This is a genomic window from Sinorhizobium sojae CCBAU 05684, from assembly GCF_002288525.1.
In the GTDB taxonomy this organism is placed as follows: Bacteria; Pseudomonadota; Alphaproteobacteria; order Rhizobiales; family Rhizobiaceae; genus Sinorhizobium; species Sinorhizobium sojae.
Map to the genome: position 1 here is coordinate 3,464,433 of NZ_CP023067.1, position 21,709 is coordinate 3,486,141.

A 21,709-nucleotide genomic window follows, 5' to 3' on the forward strand; every position below is an offset into this window, starting at 1 on the left:
TTCGGCGGAGAGCGGGCGCTGGTAGGCGGTTACAGGCTTTCGCGACCACCTCTCCATGGCGTCATCCTCGGGCTTGACCCGAGGATCCAGACGCAAGCTCTGGGATGGCGATCAACCATTCCGCGGCCAGCCACCTCCGAAGTCGTCGCCTCAGAACTTATCCGCCACCTGTATGCCCGCGGGGCCGAGGATGACGGCGACGAGGACCGGCAGGAAGAACAGGATCATCGGCACCGTCAGCTTCGGCGGCAGGGCGGCAGCCTTTTTTTCCGCGGCGGTCATGCGCTGGTCGCGGCTTTCCTGCGCCAGGACGCGTAGCGCCTGGGCGATGGGCGTGCCGTAACGATCGGCCTGGATCAGCGCCTGCATCACCGATTTCACCTCCTCGAGCCCCGTGCGCATCCCCAGGTTTTCCAGCGCGACGCGGCGATCAGGCAGGAAGGAGAGCTCCGCCGTCGTCAGCACCAGCTCTTCCGCGAGCGGCTGCGACTGAGCGGCGATTTCGTCGGCGACGCGGCGCATGGCGAGTTCCATGGACACGCCCGATTCCACGCAGATGAGCAGGAGGTCGAGTGCGTCCGGCCAGGCGCGGCGGATGGAATGTTGCCGCTTGGAGATGGCGTTGGCGATGAAGATGTTCGGCGCGTAGAAGCCGAGATAGCCGAAGCCGATGGCGAATAGCAGCCGCATCATCATCGGCTTTTCGGAAAAATTTCCCAGGACGAAAATATAGACTACCGCGGCCACCAGAAACAGGAAGGGAAGGCAGAAGCGGGCGAAAAGGAATGTATTGAGGGCGTTTTGCGACCGGTAGCCGGCCGTCTTCAACCGGTTGACCGTGTTCTCATCCACCAGCGCCTTCTTGAGGTTCAGCCGCTCGACGATCTGGCGCACGGAGGTATTTTGCTGCGATCTCAGGCTGGTCCTGCCGACCGACACCTCGGCATTCAGGCGGGCGCGTTCGCGGGCACGGATCTGCTCGCGCTCGGTGGCGACCGACTTCATCCGCTTCGTCAGATCCCCACGCTCGAAGAAGGGAACGGCGAGCGAGTAGAAGGTCGCGAGTACGGCCATCGACACGAGAAACGCGACGATGATGTTCGGATCGGTCAGTGTCTCTATCCAGCCGTTCACCGCCAGAGCCTTTCAGATGTCGAAATTGATCATGTTGCGCATCACGAAAATGCCGATGCTCATCCATATGGCCGAGGCGCCCATGATGATGTGGCCGCGCGGATCGGTGAAAAGCACCATCATGTAATCGGGGGAAGTCAGGTAGACGAGCAGCGAGACGATGAAGGGCAGCGCGCCGATGATGGCGGCCGAGGCCTTGGCCTCCATCGACAGGGCGCCGACCTTCGCCTTCATCTTCTTGCGCTCGCGCAGCACCTTGGAGAGGTTGCCGAGCGCCTCGGACAGATTGCCGCCGGCCTGCGCCTGAATGGCTATGACGATGGCGAAGAAGTTCACCTCCGGCAGCGGAACGCTCTGGATCATGCGGGCGCAGGCTTCAGGAACGTTGAGGCCCACCTGCTGCGATTCGACGACACGACGGAATTCGGTCTTCACCGGCTCCTGCCCGTCGCTGGCGATCAGCCGCAACGCGTCGTTCAGCGGCAGACCGGACTTGATCGAGCGGACCATGACGTCGAGCGCATTCGGGAACTCGTCGAGGAACTTCTTCGAGCGGCGCTTGATCAGGAAGCCGACCACCCAGCGCGGCAGGCCAGCCGCGGCGATCAGCCCGGCGCCGAGCGCAATCCACAGACCAGCGCCGGCCAGGAGCACGAAGACGAAGGTGACGAAGCCGAAAAGCGCGCTGAATATGTAGAATTGCGTCAACGAAATCGTGAGATTGGCCTGCACCAGCCGTCCCTTCATCGAGGGGGCGGCCTTCGCCGATTTTTCCTGCTGCTTCTTTTCGAGCTCCTTCAGCGAATCCTGCACGGATTTGCGCCGCTTCGACATTTCATTGACGCGGTCGCGCGCCGCCTTGACCTTGGCCCGGTCGGTTTCGGATGCGCTGACGCGGCGCAGCCGTCCTTCTGCCTTTTTCTCGCTCTCGATGCGGGAATAGAGCACGCCATAGGCAAGCGCCGCCGCCGCGATAGCGACGAGGACAGCCACTGCCAGAACGGTGTTGTCTATGCCGAACATCGGTTGGCCTTCTCCTTCATTTAGTGGCAGGCTCCGCTTGCCACTAATTCTTTTCCATCGCGTCGAGGGTGGTGGCGAGCCGCTTGTCCTCGTTGAAGTAGCGGGCGCGGTCCCAGAAATTCGGGCGGCCGATACCGGTCGAGACGTGGCGGCCGATGATCCGGCCGTTGGCGTCTTCGCCGTCGATCTCGTAGCGCATGAGGTCCTGGGTGACGATCACGTCGCCTTCCATACCGGTGACCTCGGTGATGTGGGTGATGCGGCGCGAGCCGTCGCGCAGGCGCGAGGCCTGGATGATGACATCGACCGATCCCGCGATGATTTCGCGGACGGTCTTGGCCGGCAGCGTGTAGCCGCCCATGGCGATCATCGATTCCATGCGGCTCAGGCACTCGCGCGGCGTGTTGGCGTGGATCGTTCCCATGGAGCCGTCGTGACCGGTGTTCATCGCTTGTAGCAGGTCGAAGACCTCCGGTCCGCGCACTTCGCCGACGATGATGCGTTCCGGGCGCATGCGCAGGCAGTTCTTGATGAGATCACGCATGGTGATCTCGCCCTCGCCCTCGATGTTCGGCGGGCGGGTTTCGAGGCGGACGACGTGCGGCTGCTGCAGCTGCAGTTCGGCCGAGTCCTCGCAGGTGATGATCCGCTCGTCGGTGTCGATATAGCGCGTCAAACAGTTGAGCAGCGTCGTCTTGCCGGAGCCGGTGCCGCCGGAAATGACGATATTGCAGCGGACGCGGCCGATGATCTGCAGGAGGACCGAGCCCTCCGGCGTGATCGAGCCGAAGCGGACGAGCTGCTCCAGCGTCAGCTTGTCCTTCTTGAACTTGCGGATCGTCAGTGCCGTGCCGTCGATCGCCAGCGGCGGCGCAATGACGTTGACGCGCGAACCATCCGGCAGGCGCGCGTCGCAAATCGGGCTCGACTCGTCGACGCGGCGGCCGACCTGGCTGACGATGCGCTGGCAGATCGACAAGAGCTGCGCATTGTCGCGAAAGCGGACGTCGGATTCCTCGACCTTGCCGCCGACTTCGATGAAGGTCTGGCCCGCGCCGTTGACCATGATGTCGGCAATGTCGTCGCGCGCGAGCAGCGGCTCGAGCGGACCGTAGCCGAGCACGTCGTTGCAGATGTCGTCGAGCAGTTCCTCCTGTTCGGCAATCGACATCGCGAAATTCTTGATGGTGATGATGTCGTTGACGATATCGCGGATTTCCTCGCGCGCGCTTTCCGTATCGAGCTTGGCGAGCTGCGACAGGTCGATCGTGTCGATCAGTGCGGAGAAGACCTGCGACTTCGTCGAATAATAATCCTCCGCCCGCGGCGAACGCCGGCGTGCCGGCGGAGCGGCGGGAGCGGGCGGCTGGGGACGGGCAGCGGGAGCCGCGGGCTCGTTCAGAATCGGCGCAGCCGCGGGGCGCTCCATGACCGCCGCCGGCATCGACGGCGGAACCACGGCAGCGCTCGCGCCCGTCTTGCCTAATCCTTCATTTCCGCGTTTGCCAAACATCATTCCAATCCGGTTGCTTCATCGATCCTTAGTGATGCGGAAATGCCTATTTCCGACCGAGTCTCGCCAGGACCTTTCCAAGGCTGCCCGTGCGCGCTTTCTTGATGGTCGCGCGACCGGTCAGGAGGTGGGCGAGCTGGGAGAAGGTTTCGGCTGCGGGCGCCTTCCTGTCGATTTCGGCGATCATGCGCCCGCTATTGGCGGCATTGCCGAAAAGAACCGCGTCGAAGGGGATGATGGCGGCCGCTTCCACCTCCAGCGATTCGCAGAATTCGTTCGGCGCGATCTCCGGCCGCTTGGGCACGCCCACCTGGTTGAGGACGAAATGCGGCGCCTTGTCGTTCGGCCGAAGCTTCTTCAGGGCATCGAGCAGGTTTTTCGCGTTCCGGAGATTGGCGAGATCCGGGACGGCGGTGATCACCACCTCGTCGGCCCCGGCAAGCACCGAACGGGTCCAGTCCGACCAGGCATGCGGAACGTCCAGCACCGAGACCGGCGCGCTGCGCTGGAGGATTTCGAGGATCGGCTGGAAGGCGCCGGACTCGAAATCGTAAGCGCGGTCCAACATGGAGGGCGCGGCGAGCATAGAGAGGTGCTCGGAACATTTGGTCAGCAGGCGGTCGAGAAACACCTCGTCGAGCCGCTCCGGCGCCGAAACCGCCTCGGCGATCCCCTGCGGCGGATCCTGGTCGAAATCGATATTGGCGGTGCCGTAAGGCAGGTCTAGATCGGCGAGGATGGTTTCGGTCGAAAAGAGGTTGGAAATGCCCCAGGCGCAATTATGCGCGATAACCGACGAGCCGCAGCCGCCCTTGGCGCCGATGAAGGCGAGGCTTCGCCCGACCGGCTCGGCCTCCGGATCGACGAAGATCGCCGAAACCGCGGAGAGAATATCCGCCATGGCCACCGGCGCGACGATATATTCGGATATGCCGTTGCGGATCAGTTCGCGATAGAGCGCAATATCGTTGTGGCGGCCGATGATGACGACCTTGGTGCTCGGATCGCAGACCTCCGCCAGCGGCGCCAGTTCCGCAAGCAGCGACCTTGGCTCCGTTGCGGTCTCCAGGATAATCAGGTTCGGCGTCGAGACGCTCGCGAACATGTTCGCGGCGGCGGCGATGCTGCCGCCGGTGATGCGCAGGCTGACCTTCGCCATGCGGCGGTCCTGGCCGCAGCGCTCCATGAGGCGCTGCATTGCCTCGCTCTCGCAAAAGGCGTGGATCGAAATGCGGGGGAGCGGCCGAAGCTGGTCGAAATCGCCGGGCCGCGCCGCGTCGGCGTAATCCCCGGCTCCGCTGTCGATGCTGTATTCAATCGCGTTCATCCGGGTTCCTCGATAGCCGCCTAGTTGATCGTGATCGTGGTCGTGCGCGAGTTTGTGCCGCGCCACGTGTCAATCACCTTGCCGCGTTGCGCCGCGTCGATCGGAGACATCTCTCGAGGACCGAGGAGGTCCGTCGGGTTGGCGATCTGAGCGGCGAGATTCGACTGCGCGGCGCAACCAAAATTGTGATAGTTACGGTTCTGAACGGTGTTGAGCGTCAGATCTTCCGGCCACTCGCCGCAGGGACCGGTCTGCGCGGTGATCGCGACATAGCTCAGGCGAATGGGCGCGGCGTCGCCCGTGGCGGCGGCCTCGTAGCCCGTTTCGATCATCCGGTTTGCCGGCACGCCGGCTGCCGCCAGCATGCCTCTTATGTCCTTTCGGAGAACCTGTGCGGCATGGCTGTTGGCCGAGCTGCGCGGCAGCATGATCTGGATGACGCCGCTCGATGCATTGCGATAGCCGGCGGCAAAGCCGCGGATCACGTCACGCGTGCCCTGGGTTAGCCGCCGGTCGCCGGAAGCGACCGGAATGTCGATGCTGCGTTCCGTCTCGGCGAGCACGATCGGGTGCCTGGTGCGGTAGTCGTCGGGGATGGCGCCGGTCGCCTGGTTGTCCTTCGTGCCGCAGCTTGCGAGCAGGCCGGCAAGGATCGCCAAGGCGGCTAGGCGGGTGGCCGTGCGTGTCGGGGACATGGGCTTGGGCCTTTCAAAGCGATACGGTGCTGCGTCCTTGTTTTTCATGTCCCGACCTATTTGTAGATGAAGCCGACATTGCCGTGGTAGCGGCCCGTGGGTGCCTGACCTTCCGGACGCCCGTAGATCCTGTTGACGCGGCCGAGGAAGAAGCTGTCGAGATCGTTGGCCGGACTGAAATTGTCGTCGGGCCGCGACAGCGCGCTGCGGGCGACCGGCCGCACCAGATAGGGCGTGGCTATGATCACGAGTTCCGTCTCGTTGCGTTGAAAATCCTTGCTGCGGAACAAGGTGCCAAGGATCGGAATCTTCGAGGCGCCGGGCACGCCCGAAAGGGCCTGACGGATATTGTCCTGCACGAGGCCGGCAATGACGATGGATCCGCCCGACGGCAGTTCGACGCTGGTCGAGGCTTCACGCCGGCGGATGCCGAGGAAGGTGTTTCCGGGTATGCCAAAGCCACTGCTTCCCGAACTGTTGCCGGTTACGACCGAACCTTCATAGGTCGGCTCCGACACGTCCGTTTCGATCTGCAGGCTGATGCGACCCGCACCAAGAACGACCGGCTTGAAATTCAACCGAATACCATATTCGACGTCATTCACCTCACGCTCAAGCGTGGTCCCGTTTTGGTCGGCGGAGACCTCTTGTATCCCCGCGAGCCGAAATTCGCCGCCGACGTAGAACTTCGCTTCCTGGCCCGAGATCGCCGTCAGGCTGGGTTCTGCAAGAGTGCGCATGACACCGGCCTGTTCCATCGCGTTGATGTAAGTCGATATCGCGGTGCCGCCGATTGAGCCCCTGATCATGGCGTTGGCGAACGAGCCGATCGTATTGCCGAGATTGGCCGGATTGCGATAGCTGATCCCGCTCTCTCCATCCGAAACGCTGCCATTGACCCCAAGCTGCTTCAGTACCTGACGGCTGACTTCCGCAACCGTGACCTTCAGGGTCACCTGGTCCTCGCCCTCGATTGTCAGCAGATTGACGATCTGAGATGTCTGGCGGGCTTCGGCGAAAATGTCGCCGTCACCATTGTTCCCCTGAACGGTGATGCTGCGCGTTGTCGCCTCACCGCCTTTGAGGAAGGCGCGTGCAAGGTCCACTGCCTTGTTCGAGTCGAGGGGTGTGCGCACCGTTCCGGTCAGAACCACGTTGTCCGAGACGATCTCCACCTTGATGTCGGAATCCGGAATAAAGCGCCGCAGATTCGCCTCCAGGCCGGCGACGTCGCGCTCGACGGCAATCTCGAGGCTGACGATCTCTTCGCCATTCGGACCGAAGACGAAGATATTCGTCTGGCCGACCATCTTGCCGAAGAGATAGATCCGCCGCGACGTGCGGGTGATGGCGTCGGCGAGCAAGGGATCCGCGACGAGGATGTCGTGGGCATCCGTGGGCAGATCGACGACCACCGCCTTGTTGAGGCCGAGATTGATCTTCTTCTTCGCTCCTGGCCCGCTTTCGGCGATCCGGACAACCGAGGAGGCCGCGGCTTCCGCCGTCGGGGCCGTCGGCAGCGTTATGCCCGAAAATGCCAGGCAGAAAGACAGGCAGGCCGCGACAGACGCCCGAAATTTGTTTCCATCCCGTTTCACGTTGCGCCCCACTCGATCTTATCTTTGGTTCTGGATGGCGCCATCGGTCTTGACGATGGAGCCCGACTTGATGACCTGGATGCTTGGCTGACCGTCGCCGCTGAGCAGGTAGTCGGCCGCGCCGGTGTCGGCTTCCTGGGCATCTGCGACGCTGCGTAGCGCCAGCGAGATGCGCTCGGCCATCTGTTGGGCGACGGTCATCACCTTCGATTGCTCCGGCGTCAATTCGAGTGTCGCCGTCGTGCCGAGGACGGACTTGGAGCCGTCTTCCTTCACCTCCACCTGCTGGTCGATCGCCAGCACCCGGACATTGCTGAGCACCGTTTCGGTCAGGTAGATCCCGTTGCCGTCGGACTTGCGCACCATGATGACGTCGACCCGGTCGTTCGGCAGGATGAAGCCGCCGGCCCCGGTCGCGACCGTGATCTCGGTCGCGACGGCCCGTTTTCCGGCGGGCAGCAGCGACGACATGATGCGGCTGGATGAATCGGCGATCTTTTCCGGCCGAACCGGTTCGCCATTGAAGATCGGCAGGCGCACCACGGCGCCGGAGAGATCGTCGACCGCCGCCGGCCGGTTCTCCTCGGTGATCATGCCCTCGGCTACACTCTCCTTCGGCCAGGCCATCCAATGGATGGAATCGCCCCCGAGCCGTGCACCCACGGGCAGGCTCTTGCTGGCAACGAGCACATTAATGGTCGGCTCCCGTTCGATGACGGGCGCGGCGATTTGCGGTGCCCGGCCGCGGGTGAGCTTCATCGCGAGCAGCCCGGCCATTGCCGCCGAGCCGACGGCCACCGCCAGAATAATGATGCGCACCGGTTTCATGATCTACCCAAGCCCCTAGAAATCCCAGGGGCCAGATTGATCAGCAATTGGTGTAATTATGGTTAACGAGCTGCTTATATAGATGGTTAACAAATACAGATAGAACCGAGCGGAGCAACGCTCTTTCCGGGCGAACTACGATAGCTGCGCAAAGGCCGCCTGCATCAGCGGCGACGACGGGTAGGAAGCAAAGCCGCCGAGAGCGATCGCAACGCCGTAGGGTATCTTTTTCGCGGTCAGCAACAGCTGAGGAAACTGGATACCGCTTGCCAGGATCGTGTTCTCCTGCCTGCGAAGGAGGAGAATGAAGAGCGTCAACAGACCCCCAAAGAGCGCGACGTAAATAAGGAATGTAACGAGCGAAGCATTCAGCCCGAACCAGACGGCGCTAGCGGTAAGAAGCTTGGCGTCGCCACCGCCCATAACATTCGCAGCGAATAGGGCGAAACAAACGGCAAAGACCAAGACCGCTGCAGCGATGTGAAATCCGATCTGCACTATTCCGAAGCCGGCCAAGGGCGCTAAAAGGACAAATGCACCTAAAAGGACAGCAGACACCCGATTGGGAATTGTCATTGTCAAGAGGTCCGTGACGGCCGCAAGAGCTAGACAAAACGGAAATACAACGAAAGCAGCAGCAATGGCCATTTCAACGCTCCGAAGCCGCTTTCCGCCCAAAGTAATCGGGCGGGCGGCGCAACAGTGCTATGGTAGTTCGAGACGAGAAAAGGGGCCGCTTCAGAGACTGAATCGACCCCCTCACTCAGCCGAGAGCGAACGACTTAGAGCGCGGTTTCGGCTGCGGTCAGTTCGCCGCCAATGGCGTTGAATACGTTCTCAAGGCTGTCGCCGACCGTCGTGGCGCCGGCGATCAGAGCGACGGAGATGAGAGCTGCGATCAGGCCGTATTCGATTGCGGTTGCACCGGATTCGTCTTTCAGCAGGCGAGCGAAAATGGTCTTCATGGGAGTTCTCCTAACTTCACTTGTTGTCAGCACTTCCGCCAACTGTTGCCGTTGATCGGATGCCCCTGAATTTAGAAGGGCCCAATTGCCATCGGCTTAAGGAATCCGGTTAGCGTCCAGTTAACGCATGCCCGTTTTTCGTTAGGTAAATGACCGGGAAAGGAATGCGGTAAACTGCGCCGTGCAAACGTAACCATTCATTCACCAAAAGGCGCCAAGATGCGGGCCATCATTCGCCATCGGGAAGCGCCATGAAAACGTCACTTGCGGCCGGGCAGGCCGCCACGCTCGCACTGACAATCGCCGGATTTCTTGCGGTTTCCGCACCAGCGGGCGCGCAGGCGGCCGAAGAGATGATGCGCGTCTATATGGATCACGCGCGCGTTCTGAAACTGGATCGCCCGGTGAGCAAGGTGATCATCGGCAATTCCGATGTCGCGGATGCGACCGTTGCGGACGCGAAGACGATCGTGCTGACGGGGCGCAATTTCGGCACGACGAATCTCGTCATCCTCGACCAGGACGGCAACGCCATCGTCGACGAGCGCATTCTCGTGTCGATCGACGAAGGCAATACGCTCCGCGTCTACAAGCAGACCGCGCGCACCGTCTATTCCTGCTCGCCCAATTGCGAGCGCCACGTCGAGCGCGAGGCAGCGGCCTCGACCAGTGATTGAGGAATCCAAAACCACTAAAATTCTTCGGGTCGCCGCAAACGAATTTTCAACAGTCGCGGCTTAATCTTGCGCGGATCGATTGCACAGGCGCAGGATGCCGGCGGATGCAGATGCGTTTTCCACCGCCCCGGTACGCACGCGACATGATGGAACGGCGGAATGTCGACAGAAACGAAAGCATGCATGCGTAAGCGCGCACGGCGCGGTCTCTTTCCTCGACTCATCGGCGACAGGAAGGGTGCGACGGCGATCGAATTCGCCATTCTCGCCTTGCCCTTCTTCCTCATCGTCTTCGCGTCGATCGAGACATTCGTCGCCTTTGCCGGCGAGCAATTGCTGGCGAACGCGACCGATACGCTCGCACGCAAAATCCGCACCGGCGAAATCACCTTCAATCAGGGCAAGTCGACGGACATGACCGAGGCGGAGTTCCGCCAGGCCTTTTGCGACGAAATCTCCATCCTGATGACCTGTTCTTCGACCGAGGTCAGCCAGCCGCAGAAGCTCTTCCTCGATGTCCGCGAGATCACGCACCTGACAACGATCCCGGCGGCGGTGCCGCGGGTCGGTTCTTCCTCGTCCTCCGATCTCGACACCAGCGGCTTTAAGTTCGCACCGGGCGATGCGGCAAGCTTCACCATGTTGCGCGCCTATTATCGCTGGGAGGTCATCACCGATCTCGTCCGGCCCTATGTCACCAATCTGCGCCCCGCCGGCACAAGCATGCCGCGGGATTTCCTGATGGTCGCCACCGCGACTTTCCGAAACGAGAACTATTGAGGACGCCATGAGACGGTCTGATAGATCTTCGTTCAGCCGGCGCCTATTCGGAGCCCTGCCGTTCCGCGGCGTTTCATTTGAGGCTCTGACCCGGTTCTTTCGCGACCGGCGCGGCGTCGGCGGGGTCGAATTCGCGATCGTCGCGCCGCTCCTGATCATGACCTATATCGGCGCCTTCGAGCTCTCGCTCGGCTTCACCGTGCTGCGTAAGGTCGCGCGCGCCTCGAGCGCCGTCGCCGATATCGTCTCCCAGGAACAGGATGTGAACAAAGCCTTTCTCGACGACATGAAGAATATTGTCGAAAGCATCCTCGCCCCCTATGAAAGCTCGAACTACACGCTGAAGATCACCGGCATTCAGGTCACCGGAACGACGACCGGAAAGGTCGTATGGTCGCGCGACCAGGCCGGCGGAACGCCCTATGCGGCGAATTCCACGGCCGCCGTCCCGGCGGAAATGGATGCCGTAAACGCCTTCGTCGTGCGTACCGAGCTCGTCCTTCCCCACAAGCTTCTGCTCTTTGCGCCTAACCTCGACAGCACCGTAAGCACGATCGACCTTTCCAAGACGGCCTATTACCGCCAGCGCTTTGGCACGACGATAGCCTGCACGGATTGCTGATCCGACGCCACGCAGCCATCGCATCCCCCATCGGGCTCAATTGCATTGGCCGAGCCGGCACGCTATCTCTGCCGGCGCGGTTTGTCGTCGCGCTCGTTCTCCCAGGTGTCTCATGGCGCGTGCTTTTCTCTTTGTTCTCGACTCTTTTGGCATTGGCGGTGCGCCGGATGCGGAAGCCTTCGGCGATCTCGGTGCCGACACGTTTGGGCACATCGCGGAATTCTGCGCTGCCGGCGCCGGCGATCGCGCGGGCCTCCGGGAAGGTCCGTTGCATCTTCCCAATATGTCGGCGCTCGGCCTGGTCCATGCCGCCAGGCTCGCGACCGGGCGGCTTCCGGCCGGCGTGCCGGTGCCGGAACGGGTCTATGGCGTCTATGGCGCGGCAAGCGAGGTCTCGCGTGGCAAGGATACCCCCTCCGGCCACTGGGAGATTGCCGGCACGCCGGTGAAGTTCGATTGGGGCTATTTCCCGGCGGAAGGCGATGCCTTCCCCCCCGAACTCGTCGAAGCAATCTGCCGCGAGGGCGATATTGCGGGCATTCTCGGCAACGGCCACGCCTCCGGAACGGACATCATCGCCCGCCATGGCGAAGAGCACATGCTGACGGGCAAGCCGATCTGCTACACATCCTCGGACTCGGTCTTCCAGATCGCGGCCCACGAACAGAGTTTCGGTCTAGGGCGGCTCCTCGGGCTCTGCCAGGTCGTTCGCCGGCTCGTCGACGCCTACAATATCGGCCGGGTGATTGCCCGCCCCTTCGTCGGCGACAACGCCGGAAATTTCACCCGTACCGGCAACCGCCGCGACTATTCTGTGCTGCCGCCGGAACCGACGATCCTGGATCGGCTGATGGAGGCCGGTCGGACGGTGCATGCGATCGGCAAGATCGGCGATATCTTCGCGCATCAGGGTGTGACCAGGCTCACCAAGGCCAATGGCAATATGGCGCTATTCGATGCGAGCCTCGCGGCGATCGAAGAGGCGGCAGACGGCGACCTCGTCTTCACCAATTTCGTCGATTTCGACATGCTCTACGGCCATCGTCGCGATGTGCCCGGCTATGCCGCGGCGCTGGAGGCCTTTGACGCGCGCCTGCCCGACCTCGATCGTCGCCTGAAGCCGGGCGACATGGTGATCCTCACCGCCGACCACGGCTGCGATCCGACCTGGCGCGGCACCGACCACACTCGCGAGCGCGTGCCCGTGCTGATGTTCGGGCCGTCGCTCAGGAGTCGCTCTTTCGGCATCGCCAACAGTTTCGCCCATATCGGCGAAACCGTCGCCAGACATCTCGGCATCGCGCCGGGCGCACATGGGAGAAGCCTTATTTGACTGCACATCTGAAGAAGGCCGAGCTGCATTGCCATATCGAAGGCGCCACGCCGCCGGAACTCGCATTGCGGCAGGCACGGAAATACGGGATCGAAACCGGCGACATCATTCGCGAAAAGGCCTATGTCTGGGACGATTTCACCAATTTCGTGTACTGCTACGACGCCGTCGCCTCGCTGTTCCGCACCGAGGGCGACTATGCGCTTCTCGCCGAGACCTACCTGACGGAACTTGCCGAAGCCGGGACGATCTATAGCGAGATCATCGTCTCGCCCGATCACGGCAACACGATCGGATTGGGTGCCGATGCCTATATCGAGGGGCTGGCGGCCGGCATGGAAGCCGCCCGGGAAAAAACCGGGATCGAGTCGCGCATGTTGATCACCGGCATTCGCCATCTCGGACCGGAATCGGTGGTGAGAACCGCGGAGTATGCAGCGATGCGCCGCCACCCACTGGTCACGGGCTTTAATCTCGCGGGCGAAGAACGCATGCACAGCGTCGCCGAATTCGCCCGCGCCTTCGACATCGTGCGCGATGCCGGTCTCGGGCTCACCATTCACGCCGGCGAACTTTCCGGCGCCTTCAGCGTGCGTGATGCGCTCGACCATGTGCGCCCGTCGCGCATCAGCCACGGTGTCAGAGCGATCGAGGAGGGCGACCTTGTCAAACGCCTGGCCGACGAGGGCGTGGTGCTGGAGGTCTGCCCCGGCTCCAACATCTCCCTTAACGTCTTCCCCGATTTTGCCTCGCACCCCTTGCGCTCGCTTTTCGAGGCCGGCGTTCGCGTGACGCTCAATTCCGACGACCCGCCCTTCTTCCACACCTCTCTCGCCCAGGAATACGAGATCGCCGCCCATGTGATGGGTTTCGACGACAGCGAGATCGACCGGATGACGAGGACGGCCATCGAGGCGGCCTTCGTCGACGAGCCGACAAGGGAGCGATTGCTCGCCGCCTTGCACGTCTAAACAATCCCCGGAGTCAAGCGTCGGCAGGAAGTCCTCCCCTGCTGCCGGAGCCGAGCACCCGGCCGTCGGCATCGAAGCGGTGCATGGCCCCGATCACCGGGGTAGCGTGGACGATTTCGTCGGGATCATAGCGGTGCTCGCCGAAGAGGCGCACGGTGAGCGGTCCGACCTTTTCGGTTTCGAGATAGACGATGGTGTCGGCACCGAGATGTTCGACATGGACGACCTTGCCCGTCCAGTCGCCGCCCTCGCGCGAGAGGCCGATATGTTCCGGGCGGATGCCGACCGTCTTCGCCGATGAGTCGCCGAAACGCTCGCCCTCGATGAAGTTCATCTGCGGTGAGCCGATGAAACCGGCGACGAAGAGATTGGCGGGGCGATTGTAGAGCTCCATCGGCGAACCGACCTGCTCGATGCGGCCGGCGCTCAGAACGACGATCTTGTCGGCAAGCGTCATCGCCTCGACCTGGTCGTGGGTGACATAGATCATCGTCGCCTTGAGGCTGCGGTGCAGTCGAGCGATCTCGAGCCGTGTATTGACGCGCAGCGCCGCGTCGAGGTTCGAAAGGGGCTCGTCGAAAAGGAACAGCTTCGGCTCGCGCACGATCGCGCGGCCGATCGCCACGCGCTGGCGCTGCCCGCCGGAAAGCTCGGCCGGGCGCCGGGCAAGATAGGGCTCAAGCGACAGCATGCCGGCGGCTTTGGCGATCTTCTCGTCGATCTCGGCTCTCGGTACGCCGGCCTGCTTCAGCCCGAGGCCCATATTGTCTTTGACCGTCAGATGCGGATAGAGCGCATAGGACTGGAAGACCATGGCGATGCCGCGCTTGGCGGGCGCGACATGGCCGACCTCGTCGCCGTCGATCCGGACGCTGCCGGAGGTCGCGTCCTCAAGGCCCGCAATGGTCCGCAAGAGGGTCGATTTTCCGCAGCCCGAGGGGCCGACGAAGATGACGAATTCGCCGTCCTTCACCTCGAGGTCGATGCCTTTCAGCACCTCATGGCCGCCGAAGGCCTTGCGGATGGATTTCAGTTGCAATGATCCCACGTGTCGCGCCTCTTCGTTTAGAGCTTGACCGGCCCGCCGGTGCGCACGCTTTCGTCCGCCGCCAGGCAGATCTTCAGCGACTGCACCGCATCGTCCATGTGCCGGTCGAGATTGATGTCTTCGCGAATGGCCCTGAGCACGAAGGCCTGCTCGCGATCGCAGAGTTCCTGGTGCCCCGGCTCGCCTTTCATCCTCAGGTCCTCGTCGGGTCGTAGGAAACGGCCGTCCGGACCGGTCGCGGCACTGTGCAGGCGAATGACGGCGGTCTTCGTATGCGTGTCGATGTCGTCGGACTTCGCGTTCTGGTCCATGACGATCGACACCGAACCGTTCGGAGAGATCACGTCCTTCACGAAGAAGGCGGTCTCGGAGATCATAGGGCCCCAGCCGGCCTCGTACCAGCCGACCGAACCGTCGTCGAAGATGACCTGCAGGTGGCCGTAATTGTACATATCGGCGGCGATCTCGTCCGAAAGCCTCAAGCCCATACCGCGGACCTCGACGGGTTTCGCGTCGGTGATCTGGCACATGACATCGACGTAGTGGACGCCGCAGTCGACGATGGGCGGCGTGGTCTGCATCAGCGATTTGTGCGTTAGCCAGGTCGCGCCGCTCGACTGCTGGTTCAGGTTCATGCGGAACACATAGGGCGGCCCGAGCTTGCGCGCCTCGGCGATCAGCCGCATCCAGGAGGGATGGTGCCGGAGGATATAGCCGATGATCAGCTTGCGGCCATTGGCGCGGGCGCAGGCGACCACGCGTTCGGCATCGGCGACGGTGGTTGCCAGCGGCTTCTCGACGAAGACGTGGCAGCCGGCCTCCATGGCGGTCACCGCATAGGCCGCATGGCTGTCCGAATAGGTGTTGATCGAGCAGAGTTCCGGTCTGAATTCGAGAAGCGCCTCCGGAAAGGACGGCCGGCTCTCGTAGCCGATCAAGGCTTCCGGCAGCTCGACCTTCGAGCGGTTGACGAGGCCGGTAATCGCGAAGTCGGGATTGGCGTGATAGGCGAGCGCATGGCTGCGGCCCATATTGCCGAGGCCGGCGACGAGGACGCGGACCGGGTTTGCGGAAGGGGTCATTTGACTGCTCCTGCCGTGATGCCGCGGATCAATTGCCGCGAGAAGATGACGTAGAGGACGAGCACCGGGAAGATCGCCAGCGACAGTGCCGAGAGCACGGCGTTCCAGTTGGTGACGAACTGGCCGATGAAGATCTGCGAGCCGAGCGTGATCGTCTTCGTTGACTCGGCCGGCGCGAGGATCAGCGGGAACCAGAGGTCGTTCCAGATCGGGATCATGGTGAAGACGGCGACCGTCGCCATGGCCGGCCGTATCAGCGGCAGCACCAGCCGGAAGAAGATCGCATACTCGGAAAGCCCGTCTATGCGCCCTGCATTCTTCAGGTCGTCGGAAACCGTGCGCATGAATTCGGACAGGATGAAGACCGCGAGCGGAAGGCCCTGCGCCGTATAGACGAGGATCAGCGCCGTCAGCGTGTTGACGAGGTTGGTCGCCACCATGCCCTGCAGAATCGCCACCGTGCCGAGCCGGATCGGGATCATGATGCCGAGCGCCAGATAGAGGCCCATCAGCGTATTGCCGCGGAAGCGGTATTCGGAAAGCGCGAAGGCGGCCATGGCGCCGAAGATGAGCACCAGCGCGATCGAGACGACCGTGACGACGACGCTGTTCTGGAAGTAGCCGATGAAGTCGCCCTGTTTCAGCACCGTCTCATAGCCGATCAGGCTGAAAGTTTCGGGCGTCGGGACCGCCAAGGGCTCGCGGAAGATGGCATTGCGGCTCTTGAAGGAATTGGAGATCGTCAGGAACACCGGAAACAGCGCGACCAGCGTATAGGCGATCAGCGCGAAATGGACGGCGCCGGTGCGGGCGAGGGAGGTACGTGCTTTCGACATCTTGCTCCTCCTCAGAACTGATAACGGCGCATGCGGCGCTGGATGACGAAGAGGTAGAGCGAGACGCCGGCGAGGATGATCAGGAACATCACCGTTGCGATCGTCGCGCCCATCGAACGGTCGCCGAGCTGGAGCTGGAAACCGAAGAAGGTGCGGTAGAGCAGCGTGCCGAGAATGTCGGTCGAGCCGTCCGGTCCGGCGAGCGCTCCCTGCACCGTGTAGATCAGGTCGAAGGCGTTGAAGTTGCCGACGAAGGTGAGGATCGAGACAATGCCGATTGCGGGCAGGATCAGGGGCAGCTTGATCTTCCAGAACTGGCTCCAGCCGGTGACGCCGTCGAGCTCCGCCGCCTCGATCACCTCGTCCGGGATGTTGAGCAGCGCCGCGTAGATCAGCATCATCGGTATGCCGATATATTGCCAGACCGAGATCAGCGACACGGCGATCAGCGCCGAATCGGGCCGGCCGAGCCAGGGGGCGAAGAGCCATTTCAGTCCGACGAGATCCATGAGATAGGGCGCCACGCCCCAGATCGGCGAAAGGATGAGCTTCCAGATGAAGCCGACAATGACGAAGGACAAAAGCGTCGGCAGGAAGATCGCCGTGCGGTAGAAGGCGCTGAAGCGCAGCTTGGGCACCGACAGCATGGCGGCGAGTGCGATGCCGATCGGGTTCTGCACCGCCATGTGGATCAGGAAGAAGACGATGTTGTTCCCGAGTGCGTTCCAGAAATCCGCGGCCCAGCGCGGATCGCCGAAGAGCACGCCGAAATTGTGGAGGCCCACGAAGGTATATTCGCCGTCGACCGTGTTGAAGAAGGATTGGCGCAGCGTCTCGATCAGCGGCAGGATCATCACCGCCGTGTAGATGAGAAGCGCCGGCGTAAGGAAGACGAGGATGTGCCAGCGCCGCGGGCGCTTGAGCTCACCGACATCCATCATAATCTCGCGTTGGTTCATCGGCGTCTGGCCCGTTCTAACCGGCTCGCGCGTGGCGCAGCCTCGATGTCGCTCGAAATGGGTGCGTTCATCCGCGCCTCGTCCAAAGCGCCGCCGCGGCAGTGGAAATGAGGGCTATGCCGCATCTCCTGTCCGCTCAAGCCGGCTCGGCAGGACATCTCAACACTGATGGCGGCGTCGTTCACCGCGCGAAAATCCGTCCTCGCGCGGGAGCGAAAGAGGGGCGCGAAGGCGCCCCTTCCGGAGTTACTTTGCCGGCTTATACCAGCTTTCAAGCCCTTCCTGCAGCTTCTTGGCCGCCTCTTCCGGCGTCTCGGTGCCGTTGATGACGTTTGCCGACGCCACCCAGGTCTCGTTTTCGAGGTTGGGAGTGCCGCGCGAGAGGATCTGGTAGGTGGAGCGGATCGTCGACTTGCACTTTTCGCGCCAGGAGACGAATTCCTGGGCGAGCGGATCGGTCATCTTCACCGCAGTCGAGTTCAGGCTGAAGAAGCCCGGTAGGGCGTTGGCATAGATATCCGCGAATTCCGGCGAGGCGACCCAGGTGAGGAAGGTCTTGGCGGCCTCCGCATTCGGGCTCTTGGCATTCAAACCGATGCCGATGTCGTTGTGGTCGGAGATGTAGCAGGTGTCGCCGGCATTCTTCACCGGCGGCGGGAAGGCGCCCATCTCGAACTCGGCCTGCGCGTTGAAGCCGGCGATTTCCCAGGAGCCGGCCGGATAGATCGCGGCGCGGCCGAGCGTGAAGAGGTTCTGGCTGTCCGGATAGGTCTGCGCCTCGAAGCCGTCGCCGAGATAATCCTTCCACTTGGCGAGCACGCGATAGGGTTCGACCCAGGGCTCGTCGGTCAGCTTCTGTTCGCCCTTGATCAGCGCCAGCCGGCCTTCCTCGCCCTTCCAGTAGTTGGGGCCGATATTCTGGTAGCCCATGGTCGCGGCTTCCCAGAGATCCTTGGTACCCATCGCCATCGGGATGTGGGTGCCGTCCTCCTTGAGCTTGTCGAGCACGGCGAAGAATTCCGCTTCGGTCGTCGGCACGGAGAGGCCGAGCTGGTCGAAGGCGTCCTTGTTGTAAATGAAGCCGTGGATGACCGAAGCCATCGGCACGCAGAAGGTCGTCGTGCCGTCGTCGGTCGTCCAGGCGGACTTGGCGACGTCGGAGAAGTTCTCCATGCCGGCAAGGCCGGTCAGGTCGGCGAGGTGCTTCTTGTTGTAGAGCTCGAGCGAGGCGTCGAAGGGGCGGCAGGTAATGAGATCACCGGCCGATCCGGCGTCGAGCTTGGCATTGAGCGCCGCGTTGTATTCGGTCGGGGCGGACGGCGAGAAGACGACCTTGATGCCCGGGTGCTTGGCTTCGAAGGCCGGAATCAGCTTCTCCTGCCAGATCGCCAGGTCGTCATTGCGCCAGCTCTCGATCGTCAGCGTTGCGTCCTGCGCCTGCGCAAGCCCGGCGGAGCCGAGAATGCTCGATGCGAGCAGCAGGCCTTTGATTGTCGTGCGGGTCATTTAGATTCTCCCTCTTATAGGCGCCGTCGCGGGCGCGGTTCTGGGTCCCAGTTTCACGTCTGCGAGACGATCGCGATCGCCTCGCGCAAATTCTGATCGGCCTTTGCGAGTGCCGCTTCGGCTTGCCCCATGTCCTTCGCCCCGGAGGCAAGCAGGATCGCAAGCTTAACCGAGCCGGAGGCGGCGTCGACCAGCCGTTCCGCCACATCGGCGGTCACGCCGGTGACGTCGGAGACGATCCGGACGGCGCGGCCGCGCAGTTTGATGTTGTCGGCACGCAGATTCACCATGTGGCCGTTGAGCACGTGGCCGAGGCGGATGCCGACAAGCGTCGAAAACATGTTGAGAGCAATCTTCTGTGCGGTGCCCGCGCCCATGCGCGTCGAGCCGGAGACGACCTCCGGCGGGGTCTGCAACAGGATGGAGACATCGGCGGCTTCGAACAGGGGCGCGCCGCTATTATTGGCGACCGCAACGACTTTCGCGCCGCGCTTGCGCGCCTCGTCCGCCGCGGCGAGTGCATAGGGGGTCGATCCGCTGGCGGAAACGGAAATCAGGCAGTCGCCGGCCGTAATGCCGGCCGCACGGACGTCGCCGCGCGCCAGCTCCGTGTCGTCCTCATAGCCGCCGGCGAGATCGCCGAGGCTGGCTGTGCCGCCGGCAAGGAGGATGACGATCTGTTCTTGGGGTATGCCATAGGTGCCTGGGAGTTCCAGCGCGTCGGCCATGGCCATCAGGCCAGAACTTCCCGCACCCGCATAGGCGAGCCGCCCGCCGGTGGAAAGTGTATCGGCAGCGAGGACAGCCGCGGCTGTGATGGGCTCGAGAGCGCCATCGACGGACTTCGCCGCCGCCTGTTGCCCGGCGGCGAGCAGGCGAAGGGTACGCGCCGGATGCATCAGATCCAGGTCCTTGGCCCCGGCGTGGCGCTCTTCGGTCTTCGATACCGGCATCGTTTCGTTCTCCTCTTCCTGAATTAATGCCAAAAAAATACCAATTGTCTAGCGGAAATTTAACTTTTGGCCCAACGGGGCGCGGCGTGAAGAAAAAAGTAAAATATAATCAAGGTGTTCATCCACGATATAAACCTCGGCTCGAAATCGGGCTTGGTTAATGGTATTTTTTTGGTATCTTGAGGCTCGGAGGTATCCATGACACCCTATCTCATCGGAATCGACGGCGGCGGAACAAGCTGCCGGGCGGCGGTTGCAGGCCCGGACGGCCGTTTACTCGGCCGCGGAAAATCCGGTGCCGCCAATATTCTCACCGATCCGGAAACGGCGCTGCAGAATATTGCCGATGCGGCGCGCGCGGCTTTCGTGGACGCAGACCTTGATCCCGAAGACATCGCCGCGGCCTGCGCGATCGTGGGGGTCGCCGGACATAATGTCGGCGACGCCGTTCACTACGTGAAGCGGCGGCTGCCCTTCGCGGAGGCCGACATCGAATCCGATGGGCTGATTGCGCTGCAGGGCGCGCTGGGCGACAAGGACGGTGCCGTCGCGATCCTCGGGACCGGCACGATCTACATCGCGCGCCGGGGCAAATCGGTCAGCTATATCGGCGGCTGGGGCTTCACGATCGGCGACCACGGCAGCGGCGCGCGGATCGGTCACGCGCTCCTGCAGGAGAGCCTGCTTGCCTATGACGGCATCCATTCGGCCTCGCCGCTCACGGATTCAGTGCTCGCCGAATTCAACAATGATCCCCGCGATGTGGTCGATTTCGCGCGGCTCGCAAAACCCGGCGAGTTCGGTCGCTATGCGCCGCGCGTCTTCGATTTCGCCGGGCGCGGCGACCCGGTCGCGCTGCGCCTGTTGAAGGCGGCGGCGACGACGGTGGACGAGGCGCTCGACGCGGTGATCGCGCGGGGGGCTCAGACGATTTGTCTGCTAGGCGGTCTTGCCTCCCTCTATCGGCCCTGGCTCGCCGAGCGGCACCGGCCGCTCTTCTCCGAGGCCGAGGCCGACGCGCTGACCGGCGCGGTCGCGCTTGCGGCCAAGCGCTTCGGAGCCCGGCCGGAGGTTGTCGCATGAGCCATTCGCTTGCCTCCATCCTGCCGGTCGAAGGCCTGCAATCGGGGGGCGCCGGCCCGCTCTATCTCAAGCTCCGGCAGTCGCTGGAAGAGGCGATCCTGTCCGGCAAGCTCAATCACGGCGATGCATTGCCGCCCGAAAGGGATCTCGCCGACTATGCCAATGTCAGTCGCGTGACCGTCCGCAAGGCCGTCGACGACCTCGTGCGCGACGGCCTGCTGGTGCGCCGCCACGGCTCCGGCACCTTTGTCGTCCGACCGGTCTCGCGTGTCGAGCAGTCGCTCTCGCGCCTCACCTCCTTTACCGAGGACATGGCGCGTCGCGGCCTGAATACGCGGGCGGAGTGGCTGGAGCGGGGCCTCTTCCATCCTTCACCCGACGAGATGATGACGCTCGGCCTTCCGGCCGACGCCCTGGTCGCGCGGCTCGGCCGGCTGCGCATCGCCGACGACATGCCGCTTGCGATCGAGCGTGCCTGCGTTTCGGTGGAGTTTGTGCCCGATCCGCTCTCCGTCGCCTCTTCGCTTTATGCCGTGCTCGAAAAGGTCAATGCGAGGCCGGTGCGCGCCGTGCAGCGCATCTCCGCCTGCAACATCAAGGACCCGGATGCCTCGATGCTCGGCGTTGCCGTCGGGTCGGCCGGGCTTTCCATCGAGCGCGTCTCCTATCTCTCTTCAGGACGGGTCGTGGAATTCACCCGGTCGCTCTATCGGGGCGACGCCTATGATTTTGTCGCGGAACTGACGATCCCGGAAAGCTGAGCCGCGCGCAAGAAA

General features: G+C 62.9%; 22 protein-coding genes. 7 read left to right on the forward strand and 15 right to left on the reverse strand.

Annotated elements, in window-relative coordinates; genetic code table 11:
• Window positions 1-150: 150 nt before the first annotated feature.
• The 9 genes from SJ05684_RS16680 to SJ05684_RS16720 all read right to left on the reverse strand — a co-directional run bounded on the left by SJ05684_RS16680 (window position 151) and on the right by SJ05684_RS16720 (window position 9,083).
• On the reverse strand, window positions 151-1,134 hold the full coding sequence (locus SJ05684_RS16680; protein WP_034853340.1) for a type II secretion system F family protein: 984 nt from the start codon (window positions 1,132-1,134) through the stop codon (window positions 151-153).
• Window positions 1,135-1,146: 12 nt separating this feature from the next.
• Complete coding sequence (locus SJ05684_RS16685; RefSeq protein WP_034853342.1) at window positions 1,147-2,157, reverse strand: type II secretion system F family protein; 1,011 nt, start codon at window positions 2,155-2,157, stop codon at window positions 1,147-1,149.
• 43 nt (window positions 2,158-2,200) lie between these two features.
• Window positions 2,201-3,670, reverse strand: coding sequence for a TadA family conjugal transfer-associated ATPase (locus SJ05684_RS16690; RefSeq protein WP_034853460.1), 1,470 nt, complete (start codon window positions 3,668-3,670; stop codon window positions 2,201-2,203).
• A 46-nt stretch (window positions 3,671-3,716) separates the two neighbouring features.
• Window positions 3,717-4,997 carry a CpaE/TadZ family protein gene (locus SJ05684_RS16695; RefSeq protein WP_034853344.1) on the reverse strand — a complete coding sequence of 427 codons (1,281 nt, stop codon included), beginning with the start codon at window positions 4,995-4,997 and terminating at the stop codon, window positions 3,717-3,719.
• A gap of 20 nt (window positions 4,998-5,017) precedes the next feature.
• Entirely contained in the window at window positions 5,018-5,692 is a 675-nt protein-coding gene (locus SJ05684_RS16700) for a CpaD family pilus assembly protein (RefSeq protein WP_034853346.1), read from the reverse strand.
• 56 nt (window positions 5,693-5,748) lie between these two features.
• A complete protein-coding gene (locus SJ05684_RS16705; RefSeq protein WP_034853462.1) occupies window positions 5,749-7,290 on the reverse strand; it encodes a type II and III secretion system protein family protein in 1,542 nt (513 codons plus the stop codon).
• Window positions 7,291-7,308: 18 nt separating this feature from the next.
• The gene (gene cpaB / locus SJ05684_RS16710; RefSeq protein WP_034853347.1) at window positions 7,309-8,118 is read right to left on the reverse strand and encodes a Flp pilus assembly protein CpaB; all 810 of its coding nucleotides are present in this window, start codon (window positions 8,116-8,118) and stop codon (window positions 7,309-7,311) included.
• Between the two features lie 135 nt (window positions 8,119-8,253).
• Window positions 8,254-8,766 carry an A24 family peptidase gene (locus tag SJ05684_RS16715; protein WP_034853349.1) on the reverse strand — a complete coding sequence of 171 codons (513 nt, stop codon included), beginning with the start codon at window positions 8,764-8,766 and terminating at the stop codon, window positions 8,254-8,256.
• A 134-nt stretch (window positions 8,767-8,900) separates the two neighbouring features.
• The gene (locus tag SJ05684_RS16720; RefSeq protein ID WP_034853351.1) at window positions 8,901-9,083 is read right to left on the reverse strand and encodes a Flp family type IVb pilin; all 183 of its coding nucleotides are present in this window, start codon (window positions 9,081-9,083) and stop codon (window positions 8,901-8,903) included.
• Between the two features lie 251 nt (window positions 9,084-9,334).
• On the opposite strand from SJ05684_RS16720, the gene SJ05684_RS16725 reads away from it, so the two are divergent.
• From SJ05684_RS16725 to SJ05684_RS16745, 5 genes are all read left to right on the forward strand, one after another.
• The gene (locus SJ05684_RS16725) at window positions 9,335-9,760 is read left to right on the forward strand and encodes a pilus assembly protein N-terminal domain-containing protein (RefSeq protein ID WP_050979955.1); all 426 of its coding nucleotides are present in this window, start codon (window positions 9,335-9,337) and stop codon (window positions 9,758-9,760) included.
• Window positions 9,761-9,919: 159 nt separating this feature from the next.
• On the forward strand, window positions 9,920-10,540 hold the full coding sequence (locus tag SJ05684_RS16730; RefSeq protein WP_034853353.1) for a TadE/TadG family type IV pilus assembly protein: 621 nt from the start codon (window positions 9,920-9,922) through the stop codon (window positions 10,538-10,540).
• Between the two features lie 7 nt (window positions 10,541-10,547).
• Entirely contained in the window at window positions 10,548-11,162 is a 615-nt protein-coding gene (locus tag SJ05684_RS16735) for a TadE/TadG family type IV pilus assembly protein (protein WP_083846095.1), read from the forward strand.
• Between the two features lie 112 nt (window positions 11,163-11,274).
• The gene (locus SJ05684_RS16740; RefSeq protein WP_034853354.1) at window positions 11,275-12,495 is read left to right on the forward strand and encodes a phosphopentomutase; all 1,221 of its coding nucleotides are present in this window, start codon (window positions 11,275-11,277) and stop codon (window positions 12,493-12,495) included.
• Window positions 12,492-13,466, forward strand: coding sequence for an adenosine deaminase (locus SJ05684_RS16745; RefSeq protein ID WP_034853355.1), 975 nt, complete (start codon window positions 12,492-12,494; stop codon window positions 13,464-13,466). The genes SJ05684_RS16740 and SJ05684_RS16745 overlap by 4 nt, the downstream gene beginning before the upstream one ends.
• Before the next feature lie 13 nt (window positions 13,467-13,479).
• On the opposite strand, the gene SJ05684_RS16750 is transcribed toward SJ05684_RS16745, so the two are convergent.
• The 6 genes from SJ05684_RS16750 to SJ05684_RS16775 all read right to left on the reverse strand — a co-directional run bounded on the left by SJ05684_RS16750 (window position 13,480) and on the right by SJ05684_RS16775 (window position 19,850).
• Window positions 13,480-14,514, reverse strand: coding sequence for an ABC transporter ATP-binding protein (locus SJ05684_RS16750; RefSeq protein WP_034853356.1), 1,035 nt, complete (start codon window positions 14,512-14,514; stop codon window positions 13,480-13,482).
• A gap of 17 nt (window positions 14,515-14,531) precedes the next feature.
• Window positions 14,532-15,596: a Gfo/Idh/MocA family protein gene (locus tag SJ05684_RS16755; RefSeq protein ID WP_034853358.1), complete on the reverse strand. Its 1,065-nt coding sequence runs from the start codon at window positions 15,594-15,596 to the stop codon at window positions 14,532-14,534.
• On the reverse strand, window positions 15,593-16,432 hold the full coding sequence (locus tag SJ05684_RS16760; protein WP_034853360.1) for a carbohydrate ABC transporter permease: 840 nt from the start codon (window positions 16,430-16,432) through the stop codon (window positions 15,593-15,595). Before SJ05684_RS16760 ends, SJ05684_RS16755 begins: the two co-directional genes overlap by 4 nt.
• A gap of 11 nt (window positions 16,433-16,443) precedes the next feature.
• Window positions 16,444-17,391, reverse strand: coding sequence for a carbohydrate ABC transporter permease (locus tag SJ05684_RS16765; RefSeq protein ID WP_034853361.1), 948 nt, complete (start codon window positions 17,389-17,391; stop codon window positions 16,444-16,446).
• Window positions 17,392-17,637: 246 nt separating this feature from the next.
• On the reverse strand, window positions 17,638-18,897 hold the full coding sequence (locus SJ05684_RS16770) for an ABC transporter substrate-binding protein (RefSeq protein WP_034853363.1): 1,260 nt from the start codon (window positions 18,895-18,897) through the stop codon (window positions 17,638-17,640).
• Between the two features lie 53 nt (window positions 18,898-18,950).
• Window positions 18,951-19,850, reverse strand: coding sequence for an N-acetylmuramic acid 6-phosphate etherase (locus SJ05684_RS16775; protein WP_034853365.1), 900 nt, complete (start codon window positions 19,848-19,850; stop codon window positions 18,951-18,953).
• A 198-nt stretch (window positions 19,851-20,048) separates the two neighbouring features.
• Here SJ05684_RS16775 and SJ05684_RS16780 point away from each other — a divergent pair, with 198 nt between their 5' ends.
• Window positions 20,049-20,933 (forward strand): glucosamine kinase nucleotide-binding domain-containing protein, encoded by an 885-nt coding sequence (locus SJ05684_RS16780; protein WP_034853367.1) that lies wholly within the window; start codon window positions 20,049-20,051, stop codon window positions 20,931-20,933.
• Window positions 20,930-21,694, forward strand: a complete 765-nt coding sequence (locus SJ05684_RS16785; protein WP_034853369.1) for a GntR family transcriptional regulator — start codon at window positions 20,930-20,932, stop codon at window positions 21,692-21,694. Before SJ05684_RS16780 ends, SJ05684_RS16785 begins: the two co-directional genes overlap by 4 nt.
• Window positions 21,695-21,709: the final 15 nt, after the last annotated feature.